At 69.2% G+C, this 26,551-nt stretch carries 25 protein-coding genes; 6 read left to right on the top strand and 19 right to left on the bottom strand.

Features of this window, described 5'->3' with window-relative positions; all coding sequences use genetic code 11:
• The first annotated feature begins 124 nt into the window (after positions 1 to 124).
• Both DTS01S_RS02180 and DTS01S_RS02175 read left to right on the top strand, forming a co-directional pair.
• Positions 125 to 1,258 (top strand): SGNH/GDSL hydrolase family protein, encoded by a 1,134-nt coding sequence (locus DTS01S_RS02180; RefSeq protein WP_017404003.1) that lies wholly within the window; start codon positions 125 to 127, stop codon positions 1,256 to 1,258.
• Between the two features lie 31 nt (positions 1,259 to 1,289).
• Positions 1,290 to 1,961: an OmpW/AlkL family protein gene (locus DTS01S_RS02175; protein WP_016449118.1), complete on the top strand. Its 672-nt coding sequence runs from the start codon at positions 1,290 to 1,292 to the stop codon at positions 1,959 to 1,961.
• 64 nt (positions 1,962 to 2,025) lie between these two features.
• On the opposite strand, the gene DTS01S_RS02170 is transcribed toward DTS01S_RS02175, so the two are convergent.
• Positions 2,026 to 3,564: a CoA-acylating methylmalonate-semialdehyde dehydrogenase gene (locus DTS01S_RS02170; RefSeq protein WP_016449119.1), complete on the bottom strand. Its 1,539-nt coding sequence runs from the start codon at positions 3,562 to 3,564 to the stop codon at positions 2,026 to 2,028.
• 82 nt (positions 3,565 to 3,646) lie between these two features.
• Between DTS01S_RS02170 and DTS01S_RS02165 the strand changes: the two genes are divergently transcribed.
• Complete coding sequence (locus DTS01S_RS02165) at positions 3,647 to 4,597, top strand: LysR family transcriptional regulator (RefSeq protein WP_061287305.1); 951 nt, start codon at positions 3,647 to 3,649, stop codon at positions 4,595 to 4,597.
• Between the two features lie 10 nt (positions 4,598 to 4,607).
• Here the strand turns inward: DTS01S_RS02165 and DTS01S_RS02160 are convergent, their stop codons facing one another.
• From DTS01S_RS02160 to DTS01S_RS02145, 4 genes are read right to left on the bottom strand one after another with little or no spacing between them, the layout of a single operon-like run.
• A complete protein-coding gene (locus tag DTS01S_RS02160; RefSeq protein WP_016452035.1) occupies positions 4,608 to 5,588 on the bottom strand; it encodes a tripartite tricarboxylate transporter substrate binding protein in 981 nt (326 codons plus the stop codon).
• A gap of 46 nt (positions 5,589 to 5,634) precedes the next feature.
• Positions 5,635 to 6,654: a Bug family tripartite tricarboxylate transporter substrate binding protein gene (locus tag DTS01S_RS02155; RefSeq protein ID WP_082001514.1), complete on the bottom strand. Its 1,020-nt coding sequence runs from the start codon at positions 6,652 to 6,654 to the stop codon at positions 5,635 to 5,637.
• A gap of 45 nt (positions 6,655 to 6,699) precedes the next feature.
• The gene (iolB, locus tag DTS01S_RS02150) at positions 6,700 to 7,503 is read right to left on the bottom strand and encodes a 5-deoxy-glucuronate isomerase (RefSeq protein ID WP_061287269.1); all 804 of its coding nucleotides are present in this window, start codon (positions 7,501 to 7,503) and stop codon (positions 6,700 to 6,702) included.
• The gene (locus DTS01S_RS02145; RefSeq protein ID WP_061287304.1) at positions 7,500 to 9,473 is read right to left on the bottom strand and encodes a bifunctional 5-dehydro-2-deoxygluconokinase/5-dehydro-2-deoxyphosphogluconate aldolase; all 1,974 of its coding nucleotides are present in this window, start codon (positions 9,471 to 9,473) and stop codon (positions 7,500 to 7,502) included. Before DTS01S_RS02145 ends, iolB begins: the two co-directional genes overlap by 4 nt.
• A 104-nt stretch (positions 9,474 to 9,577) precedes the next feature.
• Here DTS01S_RS02145 and DTS01S_RS02140 point away from each other — a divergent pair, with 104 nt between their 5' ends.
• On the top strand, positions 9,578 to 10,477 hold the full coding sequence (locus DTS01S_RS02140; protein WP_061287267.1) for a MurR/RpiR family transcriptional regulator: 900 nt from the start codon (positions 9,578 to 9,580) through the stop codon (positions 10,475 to 10,477).
• Here DTS01S_RS02140 and DTS01S_RS02135 read toward each other — a convergent pair.
• The 8 genes from DTS01S_RS02135 to DTS01S_RS02100 all read right to left on the bottom strand — a co-directional run bounded on the left by DTS01S_RS02135 (position 10,474) and on the right by DTS01S_RS02100 (position 18,208).
• Entirely contained in the window at positions 10,474 to 11,307 is an 834-nt protein-coding gene (locus DTS01S_RS02135; RefSeq protein ID WP_017404009.1) for an ABC transporter substrate-binding protein, read from the bottom strand. The genes DTS01S_RS02140 and DTS01S_RS02135 overlap by 4 nt on opposite strands.
• 31 nt (positions 11,308 to 11,338) lie before the next feature.
• Positions 11,339 to 12,346 carry a trans-3-hydroxy-L-proline dehydratase gene (lhpH, locus tag DTS01S_RS02130; RefSeq protein ID WP_017404010.1) on the bottom strand — a complete coding sequence of 336 codons (1,008 nt, stop codon included), beginning with the start codon at positions 12,344 to 12,346 and terminating at the stop codon, positions 11,339 to 11,341.
• A 27-nt stretch (positions 12,347 to 12,373) separates the two neighbouring features.
• Positions 12,374 to 14,155, bottom strand: coding sequence for a cis-3-hydroxy-L-proline dehydratase (gene lhpI, locus DTS01S_RS02125; protein WP_017404011.1), 1,782 nt, complete (start codon positions 14,153 to 14,155; stop codon positions 12,374 to 12,376).
• A complete protein-coding gene (locus tag DTS01S_RS02120) occupies positions 14,152 to 14,970 on the bottom strand; it encodes a transporter substrate-binding domain-containing protein (RefSeq protein ID WP_017404012.1) in 819 nt (272 codons plus the stop codon). The genes lhpI (DTS01S_RS02125) and DTS01S_RS02120 overlap by 4 nt, the downstream gene beginning before the upstream one ends.
• A 29-nt stretch (positions 14,971 to 14,999) precedes the next feature.
• Positions 15,000 to 15,956: a bifunctional Delta(1)-pyrroline-2-carboxylate/Delta(1)-piperideine-2-carboxylate reductase gene (lhpI, locus tag DTS01S_RS02115; protein WP_017404013.1), complete on the bottom strand. Its 957-nt coding sequence runs from the start codon at positions 15,954 to 15,956 to the stop codon at positions 15,000 to 15,002.
• A 19-nt stretch (positions 15,957 to 15,975) separates the two neighbouring features.
• Complete coding sequence (locus DTS01S_RS02110; protein ID WP_026062028.1) at positions 15,976 to 16,704, bottom strand: amino acid ABC transporter ATP-binding protein; 729 nt, start codon at positions 16,702 to 16,704, stop codon at positions 15,976 to 15,978.
• A 65-nt stretch (positions 16,705 to 16,769) separates the two neighbouring features.
• The gene (locus DTS01S_RS02105) at positions 16,770 to 17,531 is read right to left on the bottom strand and encodes an amino acid ABC transporter permease (protein WP_017404015.1); all 762 of its coding nucleotides are present in this window, start codon (positions 17,529 to 17,531) and stop codon (positions 16,770 to 16,772) included.
• 2 nt (positions 17,532 to 17,533) lie between these two features.
• Complete coding sequence (locus tag DTS01S_RS02100) at positions 17,534 to 18,208, bottom strand: amino acid ABC transporter permease (RefSeq protein WP_017404016.1); 675 nt, start codon at positions 18,206 to 18,208, stop codon at positions 17,534 to 17,536.
• 320 nt (positions 18,209 to 18,528) lie between these two features.
• Between DTS01S_RS02100 and DTS01S_RS02095 the strand changes: the two genes are divergently transcribed.
• Positions 18,529 to 19,233 carry a FadR/GntR family transcriptional regulator gene (locus tag DTS01S_RS02095; RefSeq protein ID WP_017404017.1) on the top strand — a complete coding sequence of 235 codons (705 nt, stop codon included), beginning with the start codon at positions 18,529 to 18,531 and terminating at the stop codon, positions 19,231 to 19,233.
• A 26-nt stretch (positions 19,234 to 19,259) separates the two neighbouring features.
• Here DTS01S_RS02095 and DTS01S_RS02090 read toward each other — a convergent pair whose 3' ends face one another.
• The 5 genes from DTS01S_RS02090 to DTS01S_RS02070 all read right to left on the bottom strand — a co-directional run bounded on the left by DTS01S_RS02090 (position 19,260) and on the right by DTS01S_RS02070 (position 24,385).
• On the bottom strand, positions 19,260 to 20,258 hold the full coding sequence (locus tag DTS01S_RS02090; protein ID WP_017404018.1) for an L-threonylcarbamoyladenylate synthase: 999 nt from the start codon (positions 20,256 to 20,258) through the stop codon (positions 19,260 to 19,262).
• 11 nt (positions 20,259 to 20,269) lie between these two features.
• Positions 20,270 to 21,436 (bottom strand): 5-(carboxyamino)imidazole ribonucleotide synthase, encoded by a 1,167-nt coding sequence (locus DTS01S_RS02085; protein WP_017404019.1) that lies wholly within the window; start codon positions 21,434 to 21,436, stop codon positions 20,270 to 20,272.
• On the bottom strand, positions 21,433 to 21,930 hold the full coding sequence (purE, locus tag DTS01S_RS02080) for a 5-(carboxyamino)imidazole ribonucleotide mutase (RefSeq protein WP_016449129.1): 498 nt from the start codon (positions 21,928 to 21,930) through the stop codon (positions 21,433 to 21,435). The genes DTS01S_RS02085 and purE overlap by 4 nt, the downstream gene beginning before the upstream one ends.
• Before the next feature lie 83 nt (positions 21,931 to 22,013).
• Positions 22,014 to 23,402: a hypothetical protein gene (locus DTS01S_RS02075; protein WP_016452028.1), complete on the bottom strand. Its 1,389-nt coding sequence runs from the start codon at positions 23,400 to 23,402 to the stop codon at positions 22,014 to 22,016.
• A complete protein-coding gene (locus DTS01S_RS02070) occupies positions 23,399 to 24,385 on the bottom strand; it encodes an ABC transporter ATP-binding protein (RefSeq protein ID WP_016452027.1) in 987 nt (328 codons plus the stop codon). Before DTS01S_RS02070 ends, DTS01S_RS02075 begins: the two co-directional genes overlap by 4 nt.
• A 268-nt stretch (positions 24,386 to 24,653) precedes the next feature.
• On the opposite strand from DTS01S_RS02070, the gene trxA reads away from it, so the two are divergent.
• The gene (gene trxA, locus DTS01S_RS02065; RefSeq protein WP_016449132.1) at positions 24,654 to 25,610 is read left to right on the top strand and encodes a thioredoxin; all 957 of its coding nucleotides are present in this window, start codon (positions 24,654 to 24,656) and stop codon (positions 25,608 to 25,610) included.
• 63 nt (positions 25,611 to 25,673) lie between these two features.
• On the opposite strand, the gene DTS01S_RS02060 is transcribed toward trxA, so the two are convergent.
• Positions 25,674 to 26,480 (bottom strand): aminotransferase class IV family protein, encoded by an 807-nt coding sequence (locus DTS01S_RS02060; RefSeq protein WP_061287303.1) that lies wholly within the window; start codon positions 26,478 to 26,480, stop codon positions 25,674 to 25,676.
• Positions 26,481 to 26,551: the final 71 nt, after the last annotated feature.

Below are 26,551 nucleotides of genomic sequence, written 5' to 3'. Positions count from 1 at the left end.
CCCGGTCGGCCCGCGATTCCTATCGGTACTTGCCCGGTGTCGCCAAGGTGCGACTGTCGCTACGATGGCAATCACCAAAAAAAGCACGGTCGTGCTATTCACAACACTTCACGGAGATCACACCTTGGCAAATCGTTATCGAATCCTCGCGGCCTCCCTGGCCACGGCCGGCCTGCTGGCCGCTTGCGGTGGCGGCAGCGGCGCCGACACCACCCCCCGTGCCAAGATCACCTCCGTCAAGGTGATGGGCGACAGCCTCTCCGACAGCGGCACCTTCGGCTACAAGTTCACCGTGCAGAACGCCACGCTGACAGGCGCCGGCTCCAACCAGGTCTGGGCCGAGCGCGTGGCGGGCCTGTACAACATCTCCCTGTGCCCGCGCTTCAACGGCACGGCCTTCACGCCCAACACCTCGTGCAACAACTACGCCGTGGGCGGCGGCCGCATCAACTACACCAGCGCGCCCACGGCGCCCATCTCCATCACGCAGCAGATCCTGCTGGCCGGCGCGGCTGGCTTCACGGCCGATGACCTGGCCGTGATCGACGGCGGCGCCAATGACGCGGCCGACGTGATCGGCGCCTTCCTGGCCGCTTCCAGGGACCAGGGCGCCAACTTCAAGGCGCTGCTGTCCACCAAGATCGACGCGGCCACGCTGGGTGCGCTGCTGCAGCAGGGCCAGGCCGGCATGGCCCAGGCCGGCGGCCTGTACATGCAGAACCTGGCCAAGGGCTATGTGTCCACCATCCAGGCGAATGTGCTGGGCAAGGGCGCCACGCGCGTGGCCATCCTCAACGTGCCGGCCATCACGCTGACGCCGCGCTTCCAGCTGGTACTGCAGTCGGTGGCCCAGCAGCAGGGCTCGGCCGCCGCCGCCCAGCTGGAGACCGTGTTCGACGGCTGGGTCAAGGCCTTCAACCAGCAGGTTGCCACCGGCTTCGCGGGCGAGAGCCGCGTGGCCATCATCGATTTCTACAGCGAGTTCCGCCAGCAGATGGCCGACCCCGCCCAGTACGCCTACACTAACGTGAAAAAGGCGGCCTGCCCTGCCACCGGCGCGGGCGCCGACGGCCTGCCCACCTACAGCTTCCCGACCTGCACCGAGGCCGCGCTGTCCGCCTCCATTCCCGTGGGCGAGACCAGCGCCAACTGGTGGAAGAGCTATGCCTTTGCCGACAGCTTCCACCCCACGCCCTATGGCCATCAGCAGATGAGCCAGCTGGCCTCCCGCACCCTGGCCCGTGCCGGCTGGCTGTGATCGCAGTCATGCAGCACGAGGAGACACATCCATGAAGACATTCCTGCGCATCACCGCCGCCGTGGCCATGGCCACGGCCTGCATGGCCGCCACCGCCCAGTCCGCCGGCACCTGGAGCGTGCGCCTGGGCGCCACGCGCATCGATCCCCAGACCAGCAGCGGCTGGCTGAGCACACCCAGCTTCCCCGACACCCGCGTGGACGTGAAGGCCAACAGCCAGCTCACGGGCGGCGTGACCTACATGGTCACCAACAACTGGGCCATCGACGTGCCCATGGGCCTGCCGTTCAAGCATGACTTCGTGGGCAATGGCGCCATCTCCGGCACGGGCAAGCTGGGCCGCACCAAGGTGCTGCCCGCCACCGTGTTCGCGCAGTACCGCTTCGGCGAGGCCAACTCCGCCTTCCGCCCCTACCTGGGCCTGGGCGTGACCTATGCCAAGTTCTTCGGCGAGCGCACCACGGCCTCCCTTAACGGCCTGACCGGCGGCACGCTGGCCAACCCGACCACGGCCTCGGTGGACAGCAAATGGGGCCTGACGCCCCAGATCGGCTTCGTCTACAACTTCAACGAGCGCTGGTTCCTGGACGTGGCCTACTACAAGAGCTTCCTGAAGACCACGGCGCACCTGTCCTCGGGCCAGAGCGTGTCGCTCAAGCTCAATCCGAACGTCTACGCCATCGGCATCGGATACCGCTTCTGACAGGTCGCAGTCCCCAAAGAAAAACCAGCCCGCGGGCTGGTTTTTTCATGGAGGGGGACTGCGCCTACTTGGCCGTGGGCATCACGAATTCCGCGCCCTTGGGCGTGCTCTCGGGCCAGCGCTGCATGATGCTCTTTTGGCGTGTATAGAAGCGCACGCCTTCCTCGCCATAGGCGTGCATGTCGCCGAACAGGCTGCGCTTCCAGCCGCCGAAGCCGTGCCAGGCCATGGGAACGGGAATCGGCACGTTGATGCCGACCATGCCGACCTCGATGCGGCGGCCGAACTCGCGCGCCACATTGCCGTCGCGCGTGAAGCAGGCCACGCCGTTGCCGAACTCATGGTCGTTGACCAGCTGCACGGCCTCGGCGAAGTCCTTGGCGCGCACCACGGCCAGCACGGGGCCGAAGATCTCTTCCTTGTAGATGCGCATGTCGGGCGTGACATGGTCGAACAGCGTGCCGCCCAGCCAGAAGCCGCCCGAGGTGTCCGTGCCTGTGGAGGAGCCGGCCGCCTTGCCGTCGAAGCCCCGGCCATCGACCAGCAACTGCGCGCCTTCCTTGACGCCCAGGTCGATGTAGCCGCTGATGCGCTCGTGCGCGGCGCGCGTCACGATGGGGCCCATTTCCGCGGCCAGGTCCTCGCCGTCCAGCACCTTCAGCGCCTTGGTGCGCTCGATCAGGCGCGGCAGCAGCTGGTCGGCCACGTCGCCCACGAGCACGGCCACGCTGATGGCCATGCAGCGCTCGCCGGCCGAGCCGTAGCCGGCGCCGATCAGCGCGTCCACGGCCTGCTCGATATCGGCATCGGGCATGACCACCATGTGGTTCTTGGCGCCGCCCAGGGCCTGCACGCGCTTGCCGTGGCGCGCGCCCGTCTCGTAGATGTAGTTGGCAATGGGCGTGGAGCCCACGAAGCTCACCGCCTTCACGTCGGGATGCTCGATCAGCGCGTCCACCGCCTCCTTGTCGCCCTGCACCACGTTGAACACGCCGTCAGGCAAGCCCGCCTGCTTGAGCAGGTCGGCGATCAGCAGCGACGGTGTGGGATCGATGGGGCTGGGCTTGAGCACGAAGGTGTTGCCCGCCGCAATGGCCACCGGGAACATCCACATCGGCACCATCACGGGGAAATTGAAGGGCGTGATGCCCGTGACCACGCCCAGGGGCTGGCGCAGCGTCCAGTTGTCGATGCCGGTGGAGACCTGGTCGGTGAAATCGCCCTTGAGCAGCTGCGGAATGCCGCAGGCGAATTCCACGATGTCGATGCCGCGGCTGACTTCGCCCTGCGCATCGGTGAAGACCTTGCCGTGCTCGGCCGTGATCGCATGGGCCAGCTCGTCCTTGTGCTGGTTGAGCAACTCCAGGAAGCGCAGCAGCACGCGTGCACGGCGGATGGGCGGCGTATCGGCCCACTTCGGGAAGGCCGCCTTGGCCGCCGCCACGGCGGCATCGACATCGGCGCGCGAGGCCAGGGCCACGCGGCCCGTGACCTGGCCGGTGGCCGGGTTGGTCACATCCTGCCCGCGGTCGCTGGCACCTGCCGTGCGCTGGCCGTTGACGTAGTGGACGATGGAAGCGAAGGAGGTGTTTGCGGTGTTCATGCCAGGCAGTCTAGAAGTGCGCTTTCTGCCTGCCTAGGCGCTGCGCTTGAATTGATTGTTCAATTTGCTGAACAATCCATGCATGGCAAATGAAAAACCCGATGCCAAGGCCGAGGCCTTGTGGAGCCACCTGCACTGGCTGGTCGTGCTGGAGCAGCAGGGCAGCTTCACCTCGGCCGCCGCGCGCCTGGGCGTGAGCAAGGCGGCCATGAGCCAGCGCGTGGCAGAGCTGGAGCGCGCGGCCGGCATCGCCCTGGTCACCCGCACCACGCGCAGCGTGCGCCTGACCGAAGCGGGCCAGCGCCTGGTGGACGACACGCGCGGTGCCTTCGAGCACATTGCCCACAGCTTCTCCGGCGTGCGCGACCTGGCTGCCGCACCGCGCGGCCTGCTGCGCGTGACGGCGCCGCTGGCCTTTTCGCGCCAGCAACTCATGCCGCGCCTGCCGGCCTTCCTGCGTGCACATCCGCAGATCCGGCTGGAGCTGGACCTGTCGGACCAGATACGCTCGCTGGCGCTGGAAGGGTTTGATCTGGCCATACGCCACGTCACGGCGCCGCCCGAAACCCATGTGGCCTGGGCGCTGGCGCCCACGCGCTCGCTGCTCGTGGCCAGCGCGGACTACCTGGCCGCGCACGGCACCCCGTCCACGCCGCAGGACCTGGCCGCGCACCACTGCCTGCACTATCCGCGCACCCAGGGTGCCCCGGCCTGGAGCTTCGTTCCCCGCGACGCCGGCGTGGACGGCGTGCGCGTCGTCGTTCCCGTGACCGGCGGCTTTGCCGCCAACAACAGCGAAATCCTGCGCGACGCGGCACTGGCCGGCCTGGGCATCGCCCTGGTTCCGGACTTCAGCGCGCAATCGGGCCTGGCCTCCGGCCACCTGAGCGAAGTCCTGCCCGGCTGGCGGCCCGTCGACGCCTTCGGCGAACAGCTGTTCGCCATCCGCCCCTACGCCAGCCATGTCCCGCGCGCGGTGGCGGTGTTCGTGGAGTTCCTGCGGGAGTCGTTTGCGGCAGGGTTCATCCGCTGAGGGCGAGCCCTCAGGCCTTGATCCCCAGCTTGTCCACCAACTGCTTGAACACCGCGTTGTCGCGGTCGATCACGGCCTTGAATTCGGGCTGGTCCAGGTAGCCCTCGCCCATGTTCTGCTTGGCCATGGTTTCGCGCAGGACGGGGTCCTTGAGGGTCAGGGCCATGGCCTTGCGCAGGGTCTGGACCACGGCGTCGGGCGTGTTGCGGGGCACGGCCAGGCCGCGCCAGCCGCCGATGAGCAGGTCGATGCCGCGCTCCTTGAGCGTGGGCACGGCTTCCCAGCCGGCCTGTATGCGCTGCTCGGCCATGATGGCCAGCGGGCGGATCTTGCCGGCCGCCACATAGGTGGCCACCTCCACGGGCGTGACGGCCACGGCCTCGATGTGGCCGCCCAGCAGGTCGAGCACGGCGGGGTTGGCGCCGCGGTAGGGCGCGTGGTTGAACTTCACGCCCGCCTTGTCCTGCAGCGCGGCGGCGGCCAGGTGGCCCAGCGAGCCCGGGCCGGCGTTGCCGATGCGCACCGCTGCCTCGTCCTTGCGCGCGGCGGCGATCAGTTCCTCGATGCTGCGATAGGGCGAGTCGGCACGCACGGCGATGGTGGCGGGGTCGGCGTTCAGGCGGGCCACGGGCAGCAGGGCGTCGGAGCTGATCTTGGTCAGCCCCATGTGCGGGATCATGGTCAGCTCGACGGTGATGATGCCGATCTTGTAGCCGTCCGGCCGGGCATTGGCCAGCTCGGTCCAGCCCACGGCGCCGCTGGCGCCTGCGCGGTTGAGCACGATCAGGTCCTGCGGCAGGTGCTTGCGCGCCACCTCGGCCAGCGCGCGTGCCAGCACGTCGGTGCCGCCGCCTGCAGCGAAGGGCACGATGAGTTCGATGGGGCGCTGGGGCCAGGCGCCGGCAGGCGCTTGTGCCACGGCGGGCAGGACGGGCGCTGCGGCCAGGGCGCCGAGTGAGCGGATGAAATGGCGGCGGGATGCGGTGGTCATGTTGTCTCCGGAATCTGTTCTAAGTGTCTTTTGTCGCTGCTGCGCTTCAATCCATTTTGATTTGGGCCGCCTTGATCACGCCGCTCCACAGCGCCTGTTCCGAGCGCACGAAGCCTGCGAACTGCTGCGGCGTCATCTCCATGGGCTGTATGCCGATCTCTTCGAGCTTTGCACGCGTCTCGGGGTGGCGCAGGGCGGTGGCCAGGCTCTTGTTCAGGCGCTCGGTGAGCGCAGGGCTCAGGTGGGCGGGGCCGACGAAGCCCTGCCAGGCATAGGCTTCGAAACCGGGCACGCCGGCCTCGGCCATGGTGGGTATGTCGGGCAGGATGGGCAGGCGCTGGGGCGTGGCCACGGCCAGCACGCGCAGCTTGCCCGCGCGGATGGCCGAGATGCTGGGCGGCAGGTCCACGAACATGGACTGGATCTGGCCGGCCATGAGGTCCTGCAGCGCCGGGGCCGAGCCCTTGTAGGCCACGTGCAGGATCTGGGTGCCCGTGCGCTGCTTGAACAGCTCCAGCGCCACGTGCAGCGGCGAGCCCGGCCCCGACGAGGCCGAGGAGATGCCGCCCGGCTCCTTGCGCGCCATGGCCAGGAATTCCTGCACGTTCTTCGCGGGGAAGGACGGATGCACGGCCAGCACCAGCGGCATGCGGCCCAGGCCGCCGATGTAGCTGAAGTCCTTGCCCGCGTCATAGCTCAGGCGCGCATACATGGCGGGGTTGAAGGCCAGCGTGCCCGAGTCGGCCGTGCCCAGCGTGTAGCCATCGGCCGGGGCGCGTGCGATCAGCGTGGCGCCGATGATGCTGGCCGCGCCGGGACGGTTGTCCACGACCACGGGCTGGCCCAGGTCCTTGCCCATCTGCACGGCCAGCTGGCGCGCGATCACGTCGGTGGTGCCGCCCGGTGCATAGGGCACCACCCATTTGACGGGCTGGGTGGGCCAGGCTGGCGCACCCTGGGAGGAGGGGGCTGGGGCGGATTGCGCCTGGGCGGTGCCCATGCCCAGCGTCAGCAGGGCGCAGGAAAGCCAGGCCTTGCGGTGCAGGGCCATTGGGTTGAACAGCATTTTGTTGTCTCCGGTGGTTTTTATGGGTGTCTGTTGCGCCGTGCGTCAGCGCGGCCGCAGCATCCATTCATGCGCGGGGTCGTTGCGAAAGGCCCAGCGCCGCTCGGGCCCGGCCATGGTGTTGAGGTAGTAGAGGTCGTAGCCGTGCGGGGCCACGCAGGGGTGGTAGCCGCGCGGCACCATCACGGTGTCGCGATGCTCCACCGCCATGGCCTGGTCGATGCTGCGGTCATCGGTGTAGACGCGCTGGAAGGCAAAGCCCTGGCTGGGGTTGAGCAGGTGGAAGTAGGTTTCCTCCAGCACGGTCTCGGCGTCCGGCGCGGCGGGGTCGGCGCTGTCGTGCTTGTGCGGCGGATAGCTGGACGAGTTGCCCGCCGGCGTGATGACCTCGACCACCAGCAGGGACTCGGCCGCCTCGGTCTCGGGCAGGATGTCGCAGACATGGCGCGTGTTGCTGCCCTGGCCGCGCACGCTGCGGCGCATGCTTTCGGGGGCGATCACGCGCGTGGCGTGGCGGCCCGTGGCGGGTGCGGCGCTCAAGGCAACGTCGGCTGGGCTGCGCGCCGTGATGCGCAGGCTTTGGCCGGGCGGCACGTACACGGCCGTAGGCGCACTCTCCTCGAACACGCTGGCGCGGCTGCCCAGGGCGCTGAACGCCTGGCTGCCGACCTGCACGTCCACCTGGCCGGTGAGCACGGTGATGCAGTATTCAAGCGGTCCCGTGGAAAACTCCTCCTGCTCGCCTGCCTGCAGCCTCAGGGCCTTGAAGTGGATGTGCTTCCAGCCCGCGCTGGCGGGCGTGATGTCGGTGACGATGCGGCCGGGCGCGGCCTTGACGAGCAGGCTCATGCTGCAGCTCCTTCGGTGATGTCCTGGGAGGTTTCCACGCGGCTGGCATCCCAGCCGGCGATCAGCGCACGGAAGTTGGCGGCGACGGCATCGCGCAGGCCGGCATCGTCCAGCTCGTTGCGCAGCCACTGCAGGGCCGGGCCGGCCCAGACGCTGCGGCCGATCATGAAACCCTTGACCACGGGTGCCCGCGCCTGGGCAAAGCCCTGCACCAGTTGCTCCACGGGCTGGGACAGGCCCAGGATCACGGCGCCCCGGCACCACGGGTCGCGTTCGTTCACCAGGGCGTCCAGCGCCTCCCAGTTCTCGCGCGCCATGGTGCCGACCTTCCACCATTCGGGCTTGAGGCCGAGGTCGTAGAAGTGGCGTATGGCGCGCAGCACGGCCTCGCCCCGGTCGTCGGGCGCCAGCGTGTCCTTTGGCGGGATCACTTCCAGCAGCAGCTCATGGCCGCTGGCGCGCGTGGCGGTCCAGACCTGCTGCAGCCAGGCATCCTGCTCGGCGCGCAGTGCGGGCGTGTCGTCGGGGTGGTAGAAGACCAGGCATTTGACGGTATGGCTTTGCGGCCAGTGCAGCAGCTCGGAAGCCAGCGAGTCCGGGCCGTCGAAGCGCAGCGGGCGCGAGCCCGGCCGCTCTATGGGCCGGCCTATCCACCAGCCGCGTCCCGTGGCGTCGTGCAGCGCGGCCTCGCCCAGGTCGTGCCGGCCGTCGATCAGCACGCCCATGCGGCCCGCATTGCCCGGGTCGCGCTCGACCTGGGCCACCACCTCGTTGATCAGCCGCTTGAGCGGGCGCAGCCGCGCGGGCGCTGCGCCGGCCTCGCGCGCCAGATCGTCGAACTGGCTGCGGTGGTCATAGGCCAGCACGCACAGCGCGGGCCACTGCGGCCGCGCGCGGCTGACGCGGTGCAGGTGGGACAGCTCGGGGTCCTGGTCGGGACGCGGATGGCGGTGGCCCGAGAACCAGTGCGCCAGCTCGGCCTGCGTGGGCATGGCCGGCGCGCAGCCATGGCGCGAGACCACGATGGCGCCGCAGGCGTTGGCAATCGCCGCAGATGCCTCCAGGCTCTTGCCGCGCAGCAGCCCCGACAGAAGGCCGGAGGCAAAGGCATCGCCCGCGCCCAGCACATTGAGCACTTCCACGCGTTCGCCCGGCACCGTGGGCGCATCGGCGATCGCATCGGGCACCTCGCCCTCGATCAGCGAGCAGCCCAGCGGCCCGCGCTTGACCACGAAGACGGCGCGGCTGCATTCGCGCACGCGGCGCAGGCTGGCGATCAGGTCGCCCTCCACGCCGCCGGCGATCAGCCATTCCTCTTCGGTGCCGATGATGAGTTCGAACGGGCCCAGCTCGGCCTGCAGCCTGCGGCTGACCTCGGCGCTGGCGACATAGCGTGTCTCGCCGTCGCCCCGTCCGGTCAGGCCCCACAGCACGGGCCGGTAGTCGATGTCCAGTACGCGCACCAGTCCGTGGCGGCCCGCGATCTCCAGCGCCCTGCGGCTGGCGGCCAGCACGCCGGGCGCGCTCAGGTGGGTGCCCGTGATGGCCAGGCAGCGGCAGCGGGCCAGGAATTCCTCGCTGATGGCTGCGGCGTCCAGCGCCATGTCGGCGCAGTCCTCGCGGGCGAACAGCAGGGGGAAGGTCTCCTGGTCCTTGATGCCCAGCAGCACCATGCCGGTCAGGCGCCGGGCATCGACCTGCACCTGGCTGGTGTCGCAGCCCTCGCGCTGCAGCGTCTCGACCAGGAAGCGGCCGTTGTGCTCATTGCCCACGCGCGAAATCATGGCCGAGCGCAGCCCCAGGCGCGCCGTGCCGAAGGCCATGTTGCCGGAGGAGCCGCCCAGGTACTTGGCAAAGCTGCCGGCCTCCTCCAGGCTGCAGCCGATCTGCTGCGCGTAAAGGTCCACGGCCAGACGGCCCAGGCAGGCCACGTCCAGCGGACGGTTGGAGGGAAAGTTCAGCATGCTCATGGTCATAGGCCCGTGCGTTGCGAGGGGCCCGGGGCGTGCGGGCCTCCCCATAATCGTTGCGTTCGTGCGATCATAGATCGAAATAGAAAATATTTTCCACAAATATGAAAAATAGAAAAACACCAGCCGATGCGGGCGCCACTGCGGCCTGTGGCCCTTACGCCGACCGCGCTGCCTTCCTGGACGTGCTGCGCCAGGGCTTCGAGGCACTGAGCCGCCAGCTCAAGGCCATAGGCCGGCATGTGGAGATGCAGGGCGACCGCCTGGCCTTCGACGGCATCCAGGCCACGGCCGAACAGTGCGGTGTGCAGCCTTCTGCCGTGGTGCGCTTTGCCAAGCATTTCGGGTTCTCGGGGTACTCGGAACTGCAGGCGCTGTTCCGCGCCGATGCGGCGCGCCAGCTCTCGGCCCAGCATGACTACCAGGACCGCATCCGGGGCCTGATCGCCTCGGGCAACGAGCCACGCAGCAGCGCGCGCCTGGCGCACGAGGTCATCGAAGGCAGCATCGAAAGCCTGCAGGCCCTGCAGCGCGGCCTGCCGCCCGAGCAGTTCGAGGCGGCGGTGGACCTCATGCTGGATGCCCCCTCGCTGTGGCTGGCCGCCTCGCGCCGGGCCTTCCCCGTGGGCGCCTACCTGGCCTATGCGCTGCAGCACACCGAAAAGCCCGTGCACTGGCTGCACGGCCTGGGCGCCATGCAAAAGGGCGAGCTGCGCGCGCTGTCGCCCGGCGACGTGATGCTGGCCGTCTCCTTCGAGCCCTATGCGCCCGAAACGCTGGAGGTGGTGGACGCGGCCCTGGCACGCGGCGCGCGCCTGCTGGCGTTGACCGACAGCCAGCTCAGCCCCCTGGCATCCCGCGCCACCGTCACCCTGCTCGCCCAGGACGCAGCCACCTTCGGCTTTCGCTCCCTGACCAGCACGCTCACCCTGGCGCAGTCGCTGTTCCTGGCGCTGGCCTACCGGATGGAGCTGGCGTACGAGCCTTCGGTGAAGAAGTCCTAGCTGCCAGCCGGCCTGTCCACCGGCCCGACCTTGAATGGCCGCTGCATGCCATACAGCGTGGCGGGACCCAGCCATTTGTCGAAAATGGCCTGCATCTCGCCCTCGGTTTCCATGGCCTGCAGGGCCTGGTTGACGGCCTGCAGCAAGCTGCCTTCTCCCTTGCGCAGGCCCAGACCCCACACCTCCCGGCCTATGGCGGGCTGCAGTACCTTGTACTGGCCGCCTTTGGGGCCGAGCTTGTGAAAGAGCTTGCGCAGCACTTCCTCGGAGGTGCTGACGGCCTCCACCTTGCCTTGGACCAGGGCGGTAAACGCGGTGGGCACTTCTTCGTAGCCCATGGGCGTGGCAGTGGGCAGTTCGGCCTTGAGGTAGTTCTCGCTGATGCTGCCCTTGACGTAGCTCACCCGCCGGCCCGCGAGGTCGGCCGTGGCCGCATAGGGCTTGGAGGATTTGACCGCGAGCACGTTCTCGCTGACGTAGTAGCCCAGCGAGAAGTCCACCTGCTGCGCGCGCAGCGGCGTATGGGCCAGGCCCGCAGCGAGCAGGTCCATGTGGCCCTGCTGCAGCGAGGGAATGCGTGCCTCGATGGAGACGGGCTTGATCTGCGCCTTTACGCCGAGGCGCCGTGCCAGTGCATGGCAGATGTCCACGTCATATCCGGCCACGCTGCGGCTGGCCGGGTCGGTGAAGCCGAAGGGCTCGAAGACGTCGAGCACGCCGCAGCCCAGGCTGCCGCGCGCCTTGATATCGGCAAGCTGGTCGGCCATGGCCGGTGCATGCAGCGCCAGCGTGCACAGGTCCGCGATCGGCAAGGAAAAGGGTTTCTTCATGTGTGGCTCCACGGGCGATGGCATGGCGGGCTCAGCGGACCAGGAATCCATGTCTGAGTGGGTCGCGCTCGTCGATGATCCATTGGCAGATGCCGCAGACATGGGCTGTGCCGGAAACCTCGGCAATGACGGCGGGAAGGCCGCCGACCTGCGTCTCGGCCAGGACCCTGGCGCTGAAACGGCTGCCGATGATGGATTCGTTGACAAGGGTCTCGCCCAGCCCCAGTTGGCCGCGAAGGTACAGCTGGGCCACACGGCCGGCGGTGCCCGAGCCCGTGGGCGAACGGTCCACCTCGCGGTCGGCGAAGACGCAGCAGTTGGCCTGGGTCACGCCCGTGTGCCGGGGCTCGCCATCGATGATGGTTCCGTAGATATGGTTGATCTCGGGGATCTCGGGATGGACCACCGCAAAGGCTGCGTTGGCCGCCTGCTTGACCTCGGCGCCGAAGCGCGTCAAGGCCTCGACCGAGGCCTCGCGTATCTCCAGGCCGTGGCGCGCGCCGCTGGTGTAGAAGTAGAAGGCGCCGCCATAGGCGATGTCGCCGGTGACGGGGCCGAAGCCTGGCGTGTGCACCGTGACATCGCGCTGGAGGATGAAGGAGGGAACGTTGATGAAGCGTACGCCGTCCGCATGGCTGCCGTCCCAGCGTACGAAGGCCTCTATGAAGCCGCAGGGCGCGTCCATGCCCACCCGGGTCTCAGGCGTGCTGCGCTGCACCCAGCCCAGTTCCACGGCGGCGGTGGCCAGTGCGATCACGCCGTGGCCGCAGTGGTCGCTGTAGCCTTCGTTGTGCATGAAGATCACGCCGAAGTCCGCGCCCGGCGTGACGGGTGCCGTGAGCACGCCGCCGTACATGTCGGCATGGCCGCGTGGCTCGAGCATCAGCGACTGGCGGATCTCGTCCGCGTTGTCCCTGAGCCAGCGGCGGCGTTCGACGATGGACTGGCCGGGCAGGCGGGGCAGGCCCGAGGTCACGATGCGGAATGGCTCGCCGCCCGTATGGATTTCGACAGTGCTGATGGTGCGCGATGGCTGCATGCGGGACCTCGGCGGATTGGATGGAATTCAGGGGAGTTCGGAGACGTCGGCTCCGGCCTTCGCGCATAGCCACGGCGGCACGGCGCGGCTGGCGCGGCCGCTGCAGGCCGCCTGCACGCATTGCGCCAGTCCTGCGAAGTGCACGCTGCGGCCAACCAGGCCCGGCGCGTAGTGGGCGAACTTGGCCGAGTTGGTCATGAGGGTACGCGCCGCAGGCGGGATCACCGGCTCGCCCAGCATGCACCAGCAGGTGTCGTTGAGCACGGTGGCGCCGAAGCGCTCGATCTCGGCAATATGGCCCTGCTGCCGCGCCTGCTCGAACACTTCGCGGCCGCAGGTGATGACCATGGCCGTGGCCGGGTGCCTGCGTCGTCCCTGGCACAGCACAGCCAGCCGCGCGAATTCCGACAGCGAGAAATGCGGGTTACCCAGCGAGACCAGATCCACCGCTTCGTCGCGGGCGCTGTTGAGTTCCTCCCAGCTGCGGACGAGTTCCGTGCCATCGATGCGAAGCGGCTCTCCGGCGCACTCTGGCCCCGCAACGTCCTCGGGATGCAGGGCTTCGGGCGTGATGCCGGCGATGTGGAACAGCGGCGCACTTGAGGTGGTGCCGAAGGCCGCCGAGAAGGCCTTGAGATCGTCCCGGCCCGGGGCGGCATCCTCCAGGCCCGTGATCAGCGGAATGCGCCCGCCCGCCAGCAGCCCGACGTGGTAGCCCAGCAGCGGATAGAAGGCATCGTCGGCCGACGCGGGCCGCTGTACAGCAATGCGCAGGCTGGCCTGGCGGTGGCTGTCCAGGTGGCAGCCCGACAGAGGTGCACGCCCGCACAGGGCGATGCACAGGTCCAGGTAGTCCGGGTATTTGAGCGTGCGGGCACCCAGCACGCTGTTGGCGAAGACGACGGCATTGGACTCTGCCCAGGCGATCTGCTCACCGACGGCAGGTGCCGTGTCCAGCAGATAGGGTGCGCAGGTGTAGCTCAGGCGCGCGCCCATGGCCATGTAGGCTTCGCCCAACGCGCCGGCAGGCTCTCCCAGCGCGGCGGCAACGCCCAGTTCGCGCCAGCGGCGCTGGTCCACCGAGATCGCATTGAGCGTGGTGGGAACGGCCATGCGCGCCCCCCATTGCACCCATTGCCGCGCGAACTCGAGGCTGGAGGGGCCCGTGTAGATGCAGCCGTCGATATGGACCTGGCTGACGCTGACCAGCTCCCTGGCGCCCTGCAGCCGGGCCATGCGCACCACGATGCGCATGGCCATCTGCGCGGCCTTGCCGCGCCGGCCTTCGAGCATGGCACGGTCCTCGTCGTCCAGCCTGAGCCTGTCCTGCGGCGGGTCCGTGTCGTCCGCCGGACCTCTCGCCGCAAAGCCGTCATCCGGCTTGCCGCGATGGGCCGTCACCCGGTGCCCGTCCACGCGCACAAAGCCGCTGCCGCGCAGGGCCGAGAAGGCGTGGCTGCCCAGGCAGACCACGGGCAGCGACCGGCCATACATCATCTGCGCCAGCACCACGCCCAGCGTCAGGATGTCATCGGCCTCGGCCAGCACCAGTGCCGCAGGCGCGTGGCCCGAGCGGATCAGCTCCATCATCACGCTGCTGCCCGTGCACGAGCCCCGGCCCGAAGGAAGGGCCAGCACGCGGCCTGCCAGGCACTGGCCATGCAGGGGATGGTGGCTGTCGATCACCCGGCCCGTGGCGGGGTCCACGCCGCCCCAGAAGCTCAGCCCCGTGTCGGCATGCAGCAGCTCGCCCTGCGCTGCGCCGTCCACCAGCACGCGGACAGGGCCGCCATGGATGCCGCCGCTCATGGTATGGGCCTGACGGTGAATGAGCGCGCCATGCCGTAGAGCGTGCCCGCGCCCAGCCATTTGTCGAAGATGGCCTGCATCTCGCCCGATGCCTCCATCTCCTGCAGTGCGGCATTCACGGCATCGAGCAAGCGCCTCTCTCCCTTTTTCACGCCGATGCTCCACAGCTCGTTGCCGATGGGCGGACCCAGCACGGCAAAGCGCGAGGCATCAGGACCCAGCCTGTTGACCAGCTTGCGCACGGCTTCTTCCGAGGTGCTGAAGGCCTCGACCTTGCCTTGCAGCAGCGCGGTGAACGCGGTGGAAATGTCGTCGTAGCCCACGGGCCGGGCGGTGGGCAGGGCGGCACGGATGAAGGGCTCGCTGATGGTGCCTTTCACGTAGCTGATGCGCTTGCCGGCAAGGTCTTCGGTCTTGCGGTAGCCACGCTGGCTGTTGACGGCCAGCACATTGCGGCTGCTGTAGTAGGAATGGGAGTAGTCGATCTGCGCGGCACGCTGCGGCGTATGGGCCAGGCCTGCGGCCAGGATGTCGGCGTGGCCGCGCTGCAGTTCGGCAATCCGCGCCTCGTCGGCCACTGGGCGGATGTCGGCCTTCACGCCCAGCTTGCGACCGACCGCATGGCAGATGTCCACGTCATAGCCCGCCACGCTGCGGCTCTGGGGATCCGTGTAGCCGAAGGGCTCGAAGATGCCGAGGACGGCACAGACCAGGCCACCCCTGGCCTGGATGTCCGCCAGTTGGTCGGCGTGGGCGCCGGGGCTGAAGGCGGCGATGGTCGCGATGGTCAGGGAAAGCAGGATTCTGGATGGCATGGCAGGACTCCAGGGTGTGGTCTCAGAGGTCAGGAATGCAGGGCACGGGCCGCCACGCGGGCTGCCGCGAGATCCCAGGCGCCGGTGCCCACGCTCTTGAAAACGAAGGGGGCCGGTGCGCCAGGCCCGTCGCGCAGCAGGGCGCCCAGCGAGCGCACGCGGCCCCAGGCGACGCCGGCGCGCAGCAGGTCACCGGCCTCATGGCGCGCACCCGCGGGATCGTCGGAGAACAGGATGCTGCCCGCCAGCGTGGTGGCGCCGATCTCGGCCATCTCTGGCCGGAAGGCACCCACGCCGATCACGAGGCGGCCTGCGCGGGGCCCTTCGTCATAGACTGGCTCGGTGCTGGTCGTCACGGTGATCACCACGTCCACGCTGCCGGGAATCGGGCCCGCCATGGGCGCGATGCGCTCATGGATGGCGTGCAGTCCACCGCAGAACGCCTCGGAGGCTGCCTGGCTGCGGCCGCGCACCAGCAGGCGTGCCTGCGGATGCATGCAGGCCAGCGCCTGTGCATGGTGGCGCGCCTGGGCGCCCGTGCCAATGAGCGCGATTTCGCGTGCGGGCTGCGCCATCAGCGCGCGCATGGCCAGCAGCGTGACCGCCGCCGTGCGCCGTCCCGTCACCTCGGGCCCGTCCAGCGCGAACAGCGGCCGACCTGTGGGCGCGTCGCAGACCGTGACCAGGCCGTGGATGGTAGGCATACCATGGCGCGCGTTGCGCGGCTGCACACTGACCAGCTTGTGTATGCCCAGGTCCGCAGCGGTGGCCGGCATGCTCAGCAGCACGCCCCCCTGGCCCAGGGGAACGGCCATGCGTTCGGGGCTGCGTATGGCGCCGGCCTCGTATTCGCCGGCCGCCAGGGCCAAGGCCTCGAGGAGCGCCGGGTAGCCGAGCAGTTGGGCCGTGCGGGCCGGGTCGAGCACGGGAAAGGTGCCGGCAGGGCCGGCCGTGCCCAGGAGGGATGAGGAGGTCGTGGTGTCCATGAGCAGGCTCCAGGGTGTCTCAGTCGCGCCGGATGTCCGATACAAAGGCCTGCGCCCGGGGGTGGCGCGGCTGGCGGAAGAACGTCTCGGGTGGCGCATCCTCGAGCAGGCGGCCCTGGTCCATGAACCAGACGCGGTCGCCGACTTCACGTGCGAACTTCATCTCGTGGGTGACGCAGACCATGGTCATGCCTTCGCGTGCCAGCGCCTTCATCACGGCCAGTACTTCGCCGACCATCTCCGGGTCCAGTGCGCTGGTCGGCTCGTCGAACAGCATCACGGGCGGCTCCATGGCCAGCGCACGCGCGATGGCCACGCGCTGCTGCTGGCCGCCCGACAACTGGGTCGGATAGGCCTCGGCCTTGTGCGCCAGCCCTACCTTGGCCAGCAACTCTCGTGCAGCCTCGTGGGCTGCGCCGCGCGCCGTGCGGCGTACCCAGGCCGGACCGCAGGCCACGTTGTCCAGCACCGACAGGTGGGGGAACAGGTTGAACTGCTGGAACACGAAGCCGATGCGGCTGCGCAGGTGGTCGATGCCGGCATGGCAGCCCTGCACATCCTCACCCTCCACGAGGATGGAGCCCGAGTCGATGCGCTCCAACCGGTTCAACGTGCGGATCAGCGTGGACTTGCCCGAGCCCGAAGGGCCGCAGAGCACCACGACCTCGCCACGCCGGACTTCTGCATCGATGCCGTCCAGCGCGTGATAGGCGCCGTACCACTTGTGCACGCCACGCATGGCGATCATGGGGGGGGCCGCAGGCGCCGACGCAGGCGTTGCGGTGGAGGCGATGGGGTTGCCGGTCATGGAGCTCATGGCGTGGCCGTGGCCTTTCCTGAAGCCTTGGGAAGAGGGTGGGCAGGCGGCGGCTTCGGCGTTCTGGCCCGGCCCTGCGCACTGCGGCGTGCCAGTCGGGCATCCAGCACTCGGGCCAGTTGCGTGAGCGCGAAGCACAGCACGAAGTAGATGCAGGCCAGCAGCAGGAAGACCTCGAATGGCCTGGTCAGCAGGCTGCTGTTGACCTGGGCTGCGGCATAGGTCAGTTCATGCACGCCGATCACATAGCCCAGCGAGGTATCCTTGATGGTGGTGACGAACTGGCCGACCATGCTGGGCAGCATGTGGGACAGCGCCTGAGGCAGCAGGATGCGGCGTATGCGCAGCCCGTAACCCATGCCCAGGGCGGCGGCGGCTTCGGCCTGGCCCCGCGGCAGGGCCTGCAGGCCGGCGCGCACGATCTCGGCCAGGTAGACCGACTGGAAGACCACCAGCGTCGCGGCCATGGTGGTGAAGCCTGCCACCGGGCGCCCCAGCAGCATGGGCGCGATGAAGTAGACGCCGAACACCAACATCACCAGTGGAATGCTGCGCAGCAGATAGCGCACGGCCATGGCCGGATGGCGGACCGCGCCGCGCGTGCTCAGTTGCGCCAGCGCCAGCAGCACGCCCAGCGGGAAGGCCAGCGCGATGCCGATCACCGACAGGGCCAGCGTGGCCGCCACGCCGCCCAGTGGCCCGTGGGGATAGGCGCCGATGAGCAGCAGCAGCCAGTGGTCGCGCAGTATGTCGGCCATGCTCAGCGCTCCCCTGGCCGCAGGCGGCGCTCCAGCCAGGAGGCGGCGGCCAGCAGGCCCAGCGCGGCGGTCACATAGAGCGCGGTGCTGAGGCCGTAGGTCTCGAAGATGCGGAAGGTCTTGTTGGCGATGTCCTTGGTGGCATAGGTCAGCTCCATGGCGCCTATGACCATGGCCAGGCTGGTGGTCTTCAGCAGCATCACGCTGCCGCTGGCCAGAGCCGGCAGGGCCGCGCGCAGCGCCTGCGGAAGGACTACGCGGCGCAGCGCACCCAGCCGTCCCAGGCCCAGTGAGCGTGCCGCCTCCATCTGGCCCGGCGCGATGCTGCGCAGCCCGCTGCGGATGTCCTCTGCGAAATAGGCGCCGTAGTACAGGCCGATGGCGATGGCCGCGAAGACGATCTCGCCGTGGTGGTCGTTGGCCCAGTCCTGCAGGCCCTGGGTCAGCATGCTGCTGACGCCGAAGTACCACAGGAAGATGTGCACCAGCGGCGGCACGTTGCGCTGGAATTCGATGAAGGCCGTGACGGCGAACTGCAATGGCCAGGCCCCCGTCAGCCGGGCCAGGCTAAGCACGAGGCCGCAGGCCAGCGCCAGCACCCAGGCCGCAGAGGCCAGCCCCAAGGTCATGGCCAGCCCCTGAAGCAGTTGCAGGCCATGGTCGGTCAGCAGGAACATGGCGCCCCCGTGTGCCCTGGCCGGACTGTCTGCCGCAAACATTGGTACATGGGTCTGTCCCCCTGTGGTGTTGTGGAAGTGGTTTCTGAAGAACCATTTGATGGCGTTCAGGGCCTTTTTGGGCCAGGTGGTTGCTGTTGAGTGGTTTGTAAAATTACCAATCAATATCAACTTTATGATCTGTAAAAACTATTGCAACAGGGTATTTACCTAAGATGCACGCTGCCGCGATGCGAAGCGTGCATGTAGTGTTACGGCGCGAGGCTAGACTCGGGATCGAGCCACCCGGTGATAGGTGGTCAGAAAAAAGAACCACATCCATGCAAACCGAATTCCGTCCCAAGCAGGTTTATGAACAGGTGGCCGAGCAGATCCGTGCGGGCATAGCGAACGGTGTTCATCCGCCGGGCTCGCGGCTGCCCTCGGAGCGGGATCTGGCCCAGCGGCTGGGCGTGAGCCGGCCCGCGGTGCGCGAGGCGATCGGTGCCCTGCAGAACGAGGGGTTGGTGGTGACGCGCCGGGGCTCGGGCACCTATGTGGCGGAAGCGCTGCCGCAGGCGGGGTCGGAAACGGCTGCGCAGCAGGCGGATTTCAGCCCCCTGAGCATCCTGGAGGCCCGATTGCTGATCGAGCCCGCCGTGGCCCGCATGGCCGCACGCCAGCGCAGGCGCGATGCGCTGGCCGAGCACTACCTGGACCAGATGAGCGCCGTGCAGGACATCAGCGATCCGCAGCAGCAGGCGCTGTGGAGCGAGTGCGACCGCCTCTTCCATCGGCAACTGGCCCGCATGACCGGGCATGCGCTGATGGCGCGCATCGCCGAGGAGGTCGCCAGCAGCATGGACCAGCCGCTATGGCAGCGTCTGCGCGACGACGGTATCTACGAGGCCGAACGCATCCGGCTGTATGTGGCCGAGCACCGCCTGATCTACGAGGCCATTGTCTCGGGCGACGAGGACGCGGCGGCCTTTTACGTGGAGGGGCACCTCAAGCGCGTGCGGCGGGACATTGCCACGCACGAGTGATGCGCCGGGGAGGGCGCCCGCCGGCCCTACCCCGCAGCCGCCGCGCGCAGCAGCCGGTCGCGCACGCCTTCCCAGTCCGGCGTGTCGGGCGGGGTCTCGATCCAGATCAGCTGGGCGCCGATCTCGTCGAAGTCGCGCAGGGCGCCGAACAGCTCGCGCGCGGTGGCGGCGGCGTCGGCGGGCATGGCGCGCAGCGTGACGGCGCGCGAGGCGGTGCGCAGCGGTGTGCGGTGGTAGACGGCCAGGTTCCTGGCGTCGGCGCCCAGCACGTCCAGCCCGGCCTGCAGCTGCCTGGCGTCCACGAGGCGCACCTGGGCGTTGGGCGCGTAGTGGGCAAGCAGCGTACCGGAGGCGCGCGGCGTGTTCTCCTGCAGCTCTTCCTTGGACAGGGGGCGCTGGCCGCAGGCGCGCTCGATATCGTCGCGCGTGATGGCGCCGGGGCGCAGCAGCACAGGCACGCCGCGCGTGCAGTCCACGATGGTCGATTCAATTCCCACTTCGCAGGCGCCGCCGTCCAGCACCAGCAGCGTGTCGCCAAACTCGCCGGCCACATGGGCCGCCGTGGTGGGGCTGACGCGGCCAAACTTGTTGGCGCTGGGCGCCGACACGCCCCAGACGGGCGGCTGCAGCTGCTGGCAGGCGGCCAGCACGGCATGGGCGACGGGGTGGGAGGGGCAGCGCAGGCCCACGCTGTCCTGGCCGCCGGTCGAGGCCCGGGCGGCCTGGGGCAGGCGCGGCAGGATCAGGGTCAGCGGGCCGGGCCAGAAGGCGTCGATCAGCTGCTGCGCGAACAGCGGCACTTCACGTGCGTAGCGCGTAATGGCGCCGCTGTCGGCCACATGGACGATGAGCGGATGGTTGGGCGGCCTGCCCTTGGCGGTGAAGATCTGCGCGACGGCCGCGTCGTTGTCGGCATCGGCCGCGAGGCCGTAGACGGTTTCCGTGGGCAGGCCCAGCAGTTCGCCGCGCTGCAGCGCCTGTGCGGCGGCCTGGACAGAGGCCGCCAGCGTTCCATCGAGAATCATCGCGCGGGCCTTCAGAACGGCTCTATACCCAGGATGGCAGCGGCCTGCAGGGCGGTGGAGCGCACGGCCTCGGGCGTGGGGCCGGTGACGTTCAGGTGGCCCATCTTGCGGCCGCGCTTGGCGTCGTGCTTGCCGTACAGGTGCAGGTGGCAGCCGGGCAGGGCCAGGACCTGGTCCCAGGCCGGCGCCTGGGCCTGTTCGCCGTCCTTGAACCACAGGTCGCCCAGCAGGTTCAGCATGATGGACGGGCTGTGCTGGCGCGGCTGCGTCAGCGGCAGGCCGGTCATGCAGCGCACCTGCAGCTCGAACTGCGAGACATCGCAGGCGTTCTGGCTGTAGTGGCCGCTGTTGTGCGGGCGCGGCGCGATCTCGTTGACCACGAGCATGCCGTCCTGCAGCACGAAGAATTCGACGCAGAGCACGCCCACGTAGTCCAGGCCGTCGGCCACGGAACGTGCGGCGGCCAGCGCCTGCTCGACCTGTGCCTGGGGCAGGTTGCCTTCGTAGACCTCGGTGACGGAGAGGATACCCTCGCGGTGCAGGTTGCGCTGCACGGGCAGGTTGACCATGGAGCCGTCACGGCCGCGCGCCACGATGACCGAGCATTCATGGGCCAGCGGCAGCATTTTTTCCAGCACGCAGGCCACGCGGCCCAGTTGCTCCCAGGCGGTGGCCAGCTCGGCGGCGTTCTTCACGCGCACCTGGCCCTTGCCGTCGTAGCCCATGCGCGCGGTCTTGAGGATGCCGGGCAGCAGGCTGGCGTGCACGGCGGCCAGCTGGGCCGGCGTCTCGATCACCGCGTAGGGCGCGCAGGGCACGCCGCAGCGCACGAAGTGGGCCTTCTCCTGGGCGCGGTCCTGGGCGATGGCCACGGACGAGCCAGCCGGCGAGACCGGCCGCTGGGCGGCCAGCAGGTTCAGCGCCGCGGCGGGCACGTTCTCGAATTCGGTGGTGACGGCGGCCGACAGGCGCGCCAGTTCGGCCAGGCCCTGCGGGTCCTCGTAGCCGGTACGGATGTGGTGGTGGCTGACCAGGCCGGCAGGGCTGGTCGGGTCGGCGTCGAGCACGGCCGTGAAATAGCCCATGGCCTGGGCCGACTGCACGAACATGCGGCCGAGCTGGCCGCCGCCCAGAACGCCCAGGGTCGCGCCGGGCAGGATCACTTCAGCGGCGCTCATGCGGCCACCGAGGGAAGCGTCATGGCACGCGCGGCGGCGGTCTGCTCGGCGCGGAAGGCTTCGAGCTTCGCCCGCAGGGCCGGGTCCTCATTGGCCAGCAGGGCCACGGCGAACAGGGCCGCATTGGCCGCGCCGGCCGCGCCGATGGCAAAGGTGGCCACGGGCACGCCCTTGGGCATCTGCACGATGGAGTGCAGCGAGTCCACGCCCTGCAGGTGGCGGCTGGCCACCGGCACGCCGAGCACGGGCACCACGGTCTTGGCGGCGATCATGCCGGGCAGGTGTGCGGCGCCGCCGGCGCCCGCGATGATGGCCTTCAGGCCCCGGCCTGCGGCGGCCTCGGCATAGGCGAACATGTCGTCGGGCATGCGGTGGGCCGAGACGACCTGGGCTTCATGGGCGATGCCAAATTGCTGAAGAATGGCAACTGCGTGCTGCATGGTCTCCCAGTCGCTGCTGGAGCCCATGACCACACCGATCTGGATGGAGTTCATGTCGTGAGGGCGCCTGCGGCCCGGCCTAGTGGAACCCGCGATTTTACTTTTTTAGTCCGGATCGGCCCGCATCCCCCTGCAAATCACCGCACAGCCGTGTGCTGCTCGCGCGCAAAACCCAGCACACGCTGGCGAAACACATGGGCCAGCCAGGCCAGGGCCATCGCCACCTGCACGGCCAGCGACAGCCACATGCCGCTGGTGACGGGCTTGGTCAGGCCGGCTGCCAGCGGCTGGGCCAGCATGGCGGCATCGGCCCCGGCAAGGCCAAAGGCCAGCAGCGGCAGCACGATGTTGACCAGCAGCCAGGTGACGGCGAACGCGGCCAGCGGCGACTTGATGCGCCCGGCCAGCAGGGAAAAGCCCGTGGCCAGCGCGGCATCACGCAGCAACTGCGCCGTTGCCAGTGCCGCCAACTGGGCTGTACCGGGCAGGATGGGCTGGCCGCCTGCGGGCCACAGCAGCCACAGCGCACAGGCCAGCACGGCCAGCAGCCAGCTCACGGGCCACAGCGGCAGGGCCTCGAGCGCGCCACGCCAGCGCCCCTGCAACACGCACCATTGCACCTGGCGCCAGCTGCGCAGGCCTTCGTCCATGCCGTGCAGGCAGACATAGGCCGTGCCCGCCAGCGCCAGCCCCGTGGTCCATGCGAAGAAGGAGGCCGGGCCGGGGCCCTGCAACTGCATTGCATCGAGGTGCATGCCGCCAAAGGCCAGGCCCGCCACGCACAGGCCCAGCGGCCAGGCCCAGGGCAGGGTGCGCACATCCAGCCGCGTGCACAGCAGCCGCCACAGGGCCAGCAGGCCCAGCCCCAGCGCGATGGCGCCGAACAGGTAGATGGCGCCGCGCCCGTGCAGCGGTACGGACCACCACAGCACAGGGCGGCCTTCCTCGCGGCCCAGCTGCTCGGTCAACCGGCCCAGGATGGGGCCGGGCAGCACCATCACGAACAGCAGCGGCACCAGCACGAAGCGGATGCGGCGCGCGGGCTGCTCCTTCGGCCCCCAGCCCATGAGCACGGAGTGCATGCTCCAGGCCTGCAGGGCCAGGCCCCACAGCACGGCCTGCAGCACGGCGTGCACGCCCCAGGCCAGCCCGCCCGGCTGGCCCGCCGAGGTGGCCAGCACGGCCAGCGCGCACCACAGCATGTACAGCCAGGCCGGCAGCGGGGCGCCCAGCAGCTTGCCCCAGGCCATCTGCCAGGGCGTGAGGGCCGACAGGCGCTGCCAGTCCCAGGTGTGCTGGCGCGCTTCCTCGTTGAGGCCGCGCCCGGCCAGCACGCTGCCCAGGCCGGCCGCGGCGATCCACATGCCGACCAGGGCGGCGATCAGCAGCGTGTGCAGGCGGCGGTCGGGCTGGACCAGGGCCATTGGCGTGGCCAGCAGCAAGGCGGTGAGCAGCAGGCTCCAGCCCAGCTGGGACGGCCGCCAGTTGAGCCAGAGCTGGCGCTGGAATTCGGGGTTGTGCGTCATGGCTGCTCCGCAGGGGTGGGGGTTGCTGCGTTCTGCAGGCCGCGCGCATAGCGGTCCTGCAGGCGCTCGCGCACCGGGGCCAGGCTGGCCACGGGCAGGCCGGTACCGACCAGGCGGGCCAGCAGATCGGCGCGCTCGCGCGGCAGGGTGGGCAGCCACAGCTGCAGATGCACCAGGCCCTGGTCATCGGGCGGCGGCACAGGGGTGTCGGGAAGGACCAGATGCAGCTGCCGTGCCAGCGACCCGGCCGAGGCACCCGGGGGCGGCGCCAGCTCCAGCGCGTACAGTGCCAGCGGGGCATCGTCGCCGGCGGCAGGTGACTTGATGCCGCCGTGCAGGGCCTCGTGGCTTTCCACGCGGCCGCCGCGCAGGCTCAGGATGTGGGTGCAGTACTCGTCCAGTTCGCTGAGGATGTGGCTGGAGACGATCAGGGTCATGCCCTGGGCCTGCAGCGCACGTATCAGCCGGGACAGGCTGGCGCGTGCCTCGGGGTCCAGGCCGCTGGCCGGCTCGTCCAGCAGCAGCACGCGCGGCTGGTGGACGATGGCCTGGCCGATGGCCACGCGCTGGCGCTGGCCGCGAGACAGCTCGGTGGGCAGGCGCTCCAGCAGGTCGGCCAGGCCCAGCTGCCCGGCCACGTGCGCCACGCGCTGCGGCGCCTCGGACGGGGGCACGCCCATGGACAGGGCTGCGTACTGCAGGCAGCGCCGCACGCTCAGGCGGTCATAGAGGCCGAAGAAATCCGACAGATAGCCCAGGTGCCGGTGCACTTCGCGGGGCTGCTCCTGCACGGCAATGCCATGCACCTCGACCTGGCCCGACAGCGGCTGGTCCAGCCCGGCGATGCAGCGCATCAGCGTGGATTTTCCGGCGCCGTTGGGGCCTACCAGGGCCGTGACGGTGCCTGCGGCGATATGGACGCTGACGCCGTCCAGCGCGCGGTGGCCCGGGTACTCGAACACCAGCTGCGAAACCTTGATCAAGGCGAGCCCTCCCTCATTGTGTTGATGGCAGGCCGCAATGGCGGCTCAGCGCGCCAATATAGCCCAGCGCTGCCGCGCCTCGTCCCCGGCCGGGCGGCTTGAAATGCACGCAGCCGGCTCCCAGCTGGGGTGGTTGCCGTCCATGGCGCCCACGCCATGGAATTGCTGGAGAATCACACGGTCCGCATCGGAGGCATCCGGCCGCCGAACTCCGAACCGCCACAGTTCGCGCGCCCTGGCCGCGCGCCTTGCCACAGGGTCTGATCACATGATTGATGTCACCATTGAGAATTTCGAAGCCGAAGTCGTCGCCGCCTCCATGCAGGTGCCGGTGCTCGTCGACTTCTGGGCGCCCTGGTGCGGCCCGTGCAAGACGCTGGGCCCCATCCTGGAAAAGCTGGAAGTGGCCTACGAAGGCCGCTTCAAGCTGGTCAAGATCGATTCCGACCAGGAGCAGCAGCTGGCCGGCATGTTCGGCATCCGCTCCATCCCGACCTGCATCCTGATGATGGGCGGCCGGCCCGTGGACGGCTTCATGGGCGCCCAGCCCGAAGGCAAGCTGCGCGAGTTCCTGGACAAGCACCTGCCCTCCGAAGGCGAGCTGGCGGCCGAGGCCGAAGCCGACGAGGCCCACCAGCTGCTGGAAGCCGGCGACACGCAGGCCGCCCTGCAAAAGCTGGCTGACGCCCTGGCCGCCGACCCGGCCAATGACGATGCGCGCTTCGACTACGTGCGCCTGCTGATCGCCACGGGCGGCTACGAAGAGGCCGGCGCCCTGCTGACCGAGCCGCTCAAGCGCATTCCCCAGCCCACGCGCTTCGAGGCGCTCAACCAATGGCTGCAGTGCATGCTCTTCGTGCACAACGACGATCGCGGCAACTGGGAGTTTGCCCAGTTCGATGCCGTCATCGCACAGAACAAGCGCGACTTCGACACCCGCTTCGGCAAGGCCCAGGCCCTGGCCGCCGAAGGCCAGTGGGCAGCCAGCATGGACGAGCTGCTGGAAATCATCATGCGCGACAAGGAATGGAACGGCCAGGCCGCGCGCAAGCTCTATGTGGGCATCCTGGAACTGCTCACACCCCCGAAGCCCAAGAAGCAGGACGCCATCCCCGGCAAGAGCAGCGGCGGCATCGAACTGCTGGGCAAGGGCGCGGCCGAGCAGGACGAGGCCACGCAGCTGGTCAACGGCTACCGCCGCAAGCTCAGCATGGCGCTGAACTGAGTCCTGCCGCACGCCGGTGAAGAGACGGGGAGCCTTGCGGCTCCCTTTTTTCATGGCGAGGGCTCAGGGTGCAACCGGCTCCTCGGCCGCATGCGCGCGGTGCAGCAACTGCACGAAGCCGGGCGCATCCGGCAGATGCACATCGGCCAGGCGCCTGACCGCAATGCCGGGGGACCATGAATTCATCACCACGGCGCCGGCCATGTCGGGCAGGTCGGCCAGGGTCAGCACGGCCTCGCGCTGCGCCACGCCCAGGCGCTGCAACTGGCGCCGCAGCATGGACTCGGTCGTGCCCTGCAGCACCTGGGCGCGCGGCCAGACCACGGCATCTCCATCCCAGAAGGCCAGGTTCCAGATGGTGGCCTCGCCAATACGGCCGTGGCGATCGGCAAAGGCGGCATCGTCAAAGCCCTGGGCTACGGCGCGACGCAGCAGATGCGTCTTCGCCACCTCGCCCACATGCTTGAGGTGGGGCAGCATGCGTTCATGCTCGAACAGCGCCAGGCTCAAGGGCCCGGTAGGGCCCGAGGCGGGTGCCGAGGTCCGCACCAGCATGCGCGGCCGCGCATCGGCGGCCGTGAATTCCCCGGCAGGCGAGTACACCGTGGCGGTCAGCGAAACATCCTGCGGGCCGTTGGCAAGCGCCGCCCGCAGCTGTGCCTGGGCATGGTCATCGGACAAGGCCTGGCCGTACAGCTCCAGCGAGGCCTGGCGCAAGCGCTGCAGATGCAGGTCCAGCCCGCGCAGCCGGCCGCCGCGCACCTGCATGGCCGTGAAATGGGCATGGCCTGCAAAGGCCAGGGCGGCGAGTTCGGCCGCCGTAGCGGGCTGCCCATCGATAAGGCTGGTGAAGAAAGAGGCGGTTTCCATGGATTCATCCATCAACAAGTTTTCTTGATTGTTCGATGGCGGTTCCAAAAGAGGAAGCAAGTAGTATTCGA

Origin of the sequence: Delftia tsuruhatensis NBRC 16741 (assembly GCF_001571325.1) — a bacterium.
Classification (GTDB): Bacteria; Pseudomonadota; Gammaproteobacteria; order Burkholderiales; family Burkholderiaceae_C; genus Comamonas; species Comamonas tsuruhatensis.
This window is presented reverse-complemented; position numbering and strand designations above follow the sequence as displayed.

What these genes read in the sequence shown, in the direction of transcription:
- lhpI (WP_017404011.1), bottom strand. Translation starts at nt 14,155, where the DNA reads ATGAGCGGCGGCATCCATGGCGGCCCTGTCCGCGTGCTGGTGGACGGC.
- purE (WP_016449129.1), bottom strand. Translation starts at nt 21,930, where the DNA reads ATGAACTCCATCCAGATCGGTGTGGTCATGGGCTCCAGCAGCGACTGG.
- DTS01S_RS02170 (WP_016449119.1), bottom strand. Translation starts at nt 3,564, where the DNA reads ATGAACACCGCAAACACCTCCTTCGCTTCCATCGTCCACTACGTCAAC.
- DTS01S_RS02135 (WP_017404009.1), bottom strand. Translation starts at nt 11,307, where the DNA reads ATGAAGAAACCCTTTTCCTTGCCGATCGCGGACCTGTGCACGCTGGCG.
- DTS01S_RS02085 (WP_017404019.1), bottom strand. Translation starts at nt 21,436, where the DNA reads ATGAGCGCCGCTGAAGTGATCCTGCCCGGCGCGACCCTGGGCGTTCTG.
- DTS01S_RS02100 (WP_017404016.1), bottom strand. Translation starts at nt 18,208, where the DNA reads ATGTTCCTGCTGACCGACCATGGCCTGCAACTGCTTCAGGGGCTGGCC.
- DTS01S_RS02145 (WP_061287304.1), bottom strand. Translation starts at nt 9,473, where the DNA reads ATGAGCATGCTGAACTTTCCCTCCAACCGTCCGCTGGACGTGGCCTGC.
- DTS01S_RS02110 (WP_026062028.1), bottom strand. Translation starts at nt 16,704, where the DNA reads ATGATCGCCATGCGTGGCGTGCACAAGTGGTACGGCGCCTATCACGCG.
- DTS01S_RS02095 (WP_017404017.1), top strand. Translation starts at nt 18,529, where the DNA reads ATGCAAACCGAATTCCGTCCCAAGCAGGTTTATGAACAGGTGGCCGAG.
- DTS01S_RS02175 (WP_016449118.1), top strand. Translation starts at nt 1,290, where the DNA reads ATGAAGACATTCCTGCGCATCACCGCCGCCGTGGCCATGGCCACGGCC.
- DTS01S_RS02075 (WP_016452028.1), bottom strand. Translation starts at nt 23,402, where the DNA reads ATGACGCACAACCCCGAATTCCAGCGCCAGCTCTGGCTCAACTGGCGG.
- DTS01S_RS02105 (WP_017404015.1), bottom strand. Translation starts at nt 17,531, where the DNA reads ATGGCCGACATACTGCGCGACCACTGGCTGCTGCTGCTCATCGGCGCC.
- lhpH (WP_017404010.1), bottom strand. Translation starts at nt 12,346, where the DNA reads ATGCAGCCATCGCGCACCATCAGCACTGTCGAAATCCATACGGGCGGC.
- DTS01S_RS02090 (WP_017404018.1), bottom strand. Translation starts at nt 20,258, where the DNA reads ATGATTCTCGATGGAACGCTGGCGGCCTCTGTCCAGGCCGCCGCACAG.
- DTS01S_RS02060 (WP_061287303.1), bottom strand. Translation starts at nt 26,480, where the DNA reads ATGGAAACCGCCTCTTTCTTCACCAGCCTTATCGATGGGCAGCCCGCT.
- trxA (WP_016449132.1), top strand. Translation starts at nt 24,654, where the DNA reads ATGATTGATGTCACCATTGAGAATTTCGAAGCCGAAGTCGTCGCCGCC.
- lhpI (WP_017404013.1), bottom strand. Translation starts at nt 15,956, where the DNA reads ATGGACACCACGACCTCCTCATCCCTCCTGGGCACGGCCGGCCCTGCC.
- DTS01S_RS02160 (WP_016452035.1), bottom strand. Translation starts at nt 5,588, where the DNA reads ATGACCACCGCATCCCGCCGCCATTTCATCCGCTCACTCGGCGCCCTG.
- DTS01S_RS02140 (WP_061287267.1), top strand. Translation starts at nt 9,578, where the DNA reads ATGAAAAATAGAAAAACACCAGCCGATGCGGGCGCCACTGCGGCCTGT.
- iolB (WP_061287269.1), bottom strand. Translation starts at nt 7,503, where the DNA reads ATGAGCCTGCTCGTCAAGGCCGCGCCCGGCCGCATCGTCACCGACATC.
- DTS01S_RS02165 (WP_061287305.1), top strand. Translation starts at nt 3,647, where the DNA reads ATGGCAAATGAAAAACCCGATGCCAAGGCCGAGGCCTTGTGGAGCCAC.
- DTS01S_RS02120 (WP_017404012.1), bottom strand. Translation starts at nt 14,970, where the DNA reads ATGCCATCCAGAATCCTGCTTTCCCTGACCATCGCGACCATCGCCGCC.
- DTS01S_RS02155 (WP_082001514.1), bottom strand. Translation starts at nt 6,654, where the DNA reads ATGCTGTTCAACCCAATGGCCCTGCACCGCAAGGCCTGGCTTTCCTGC.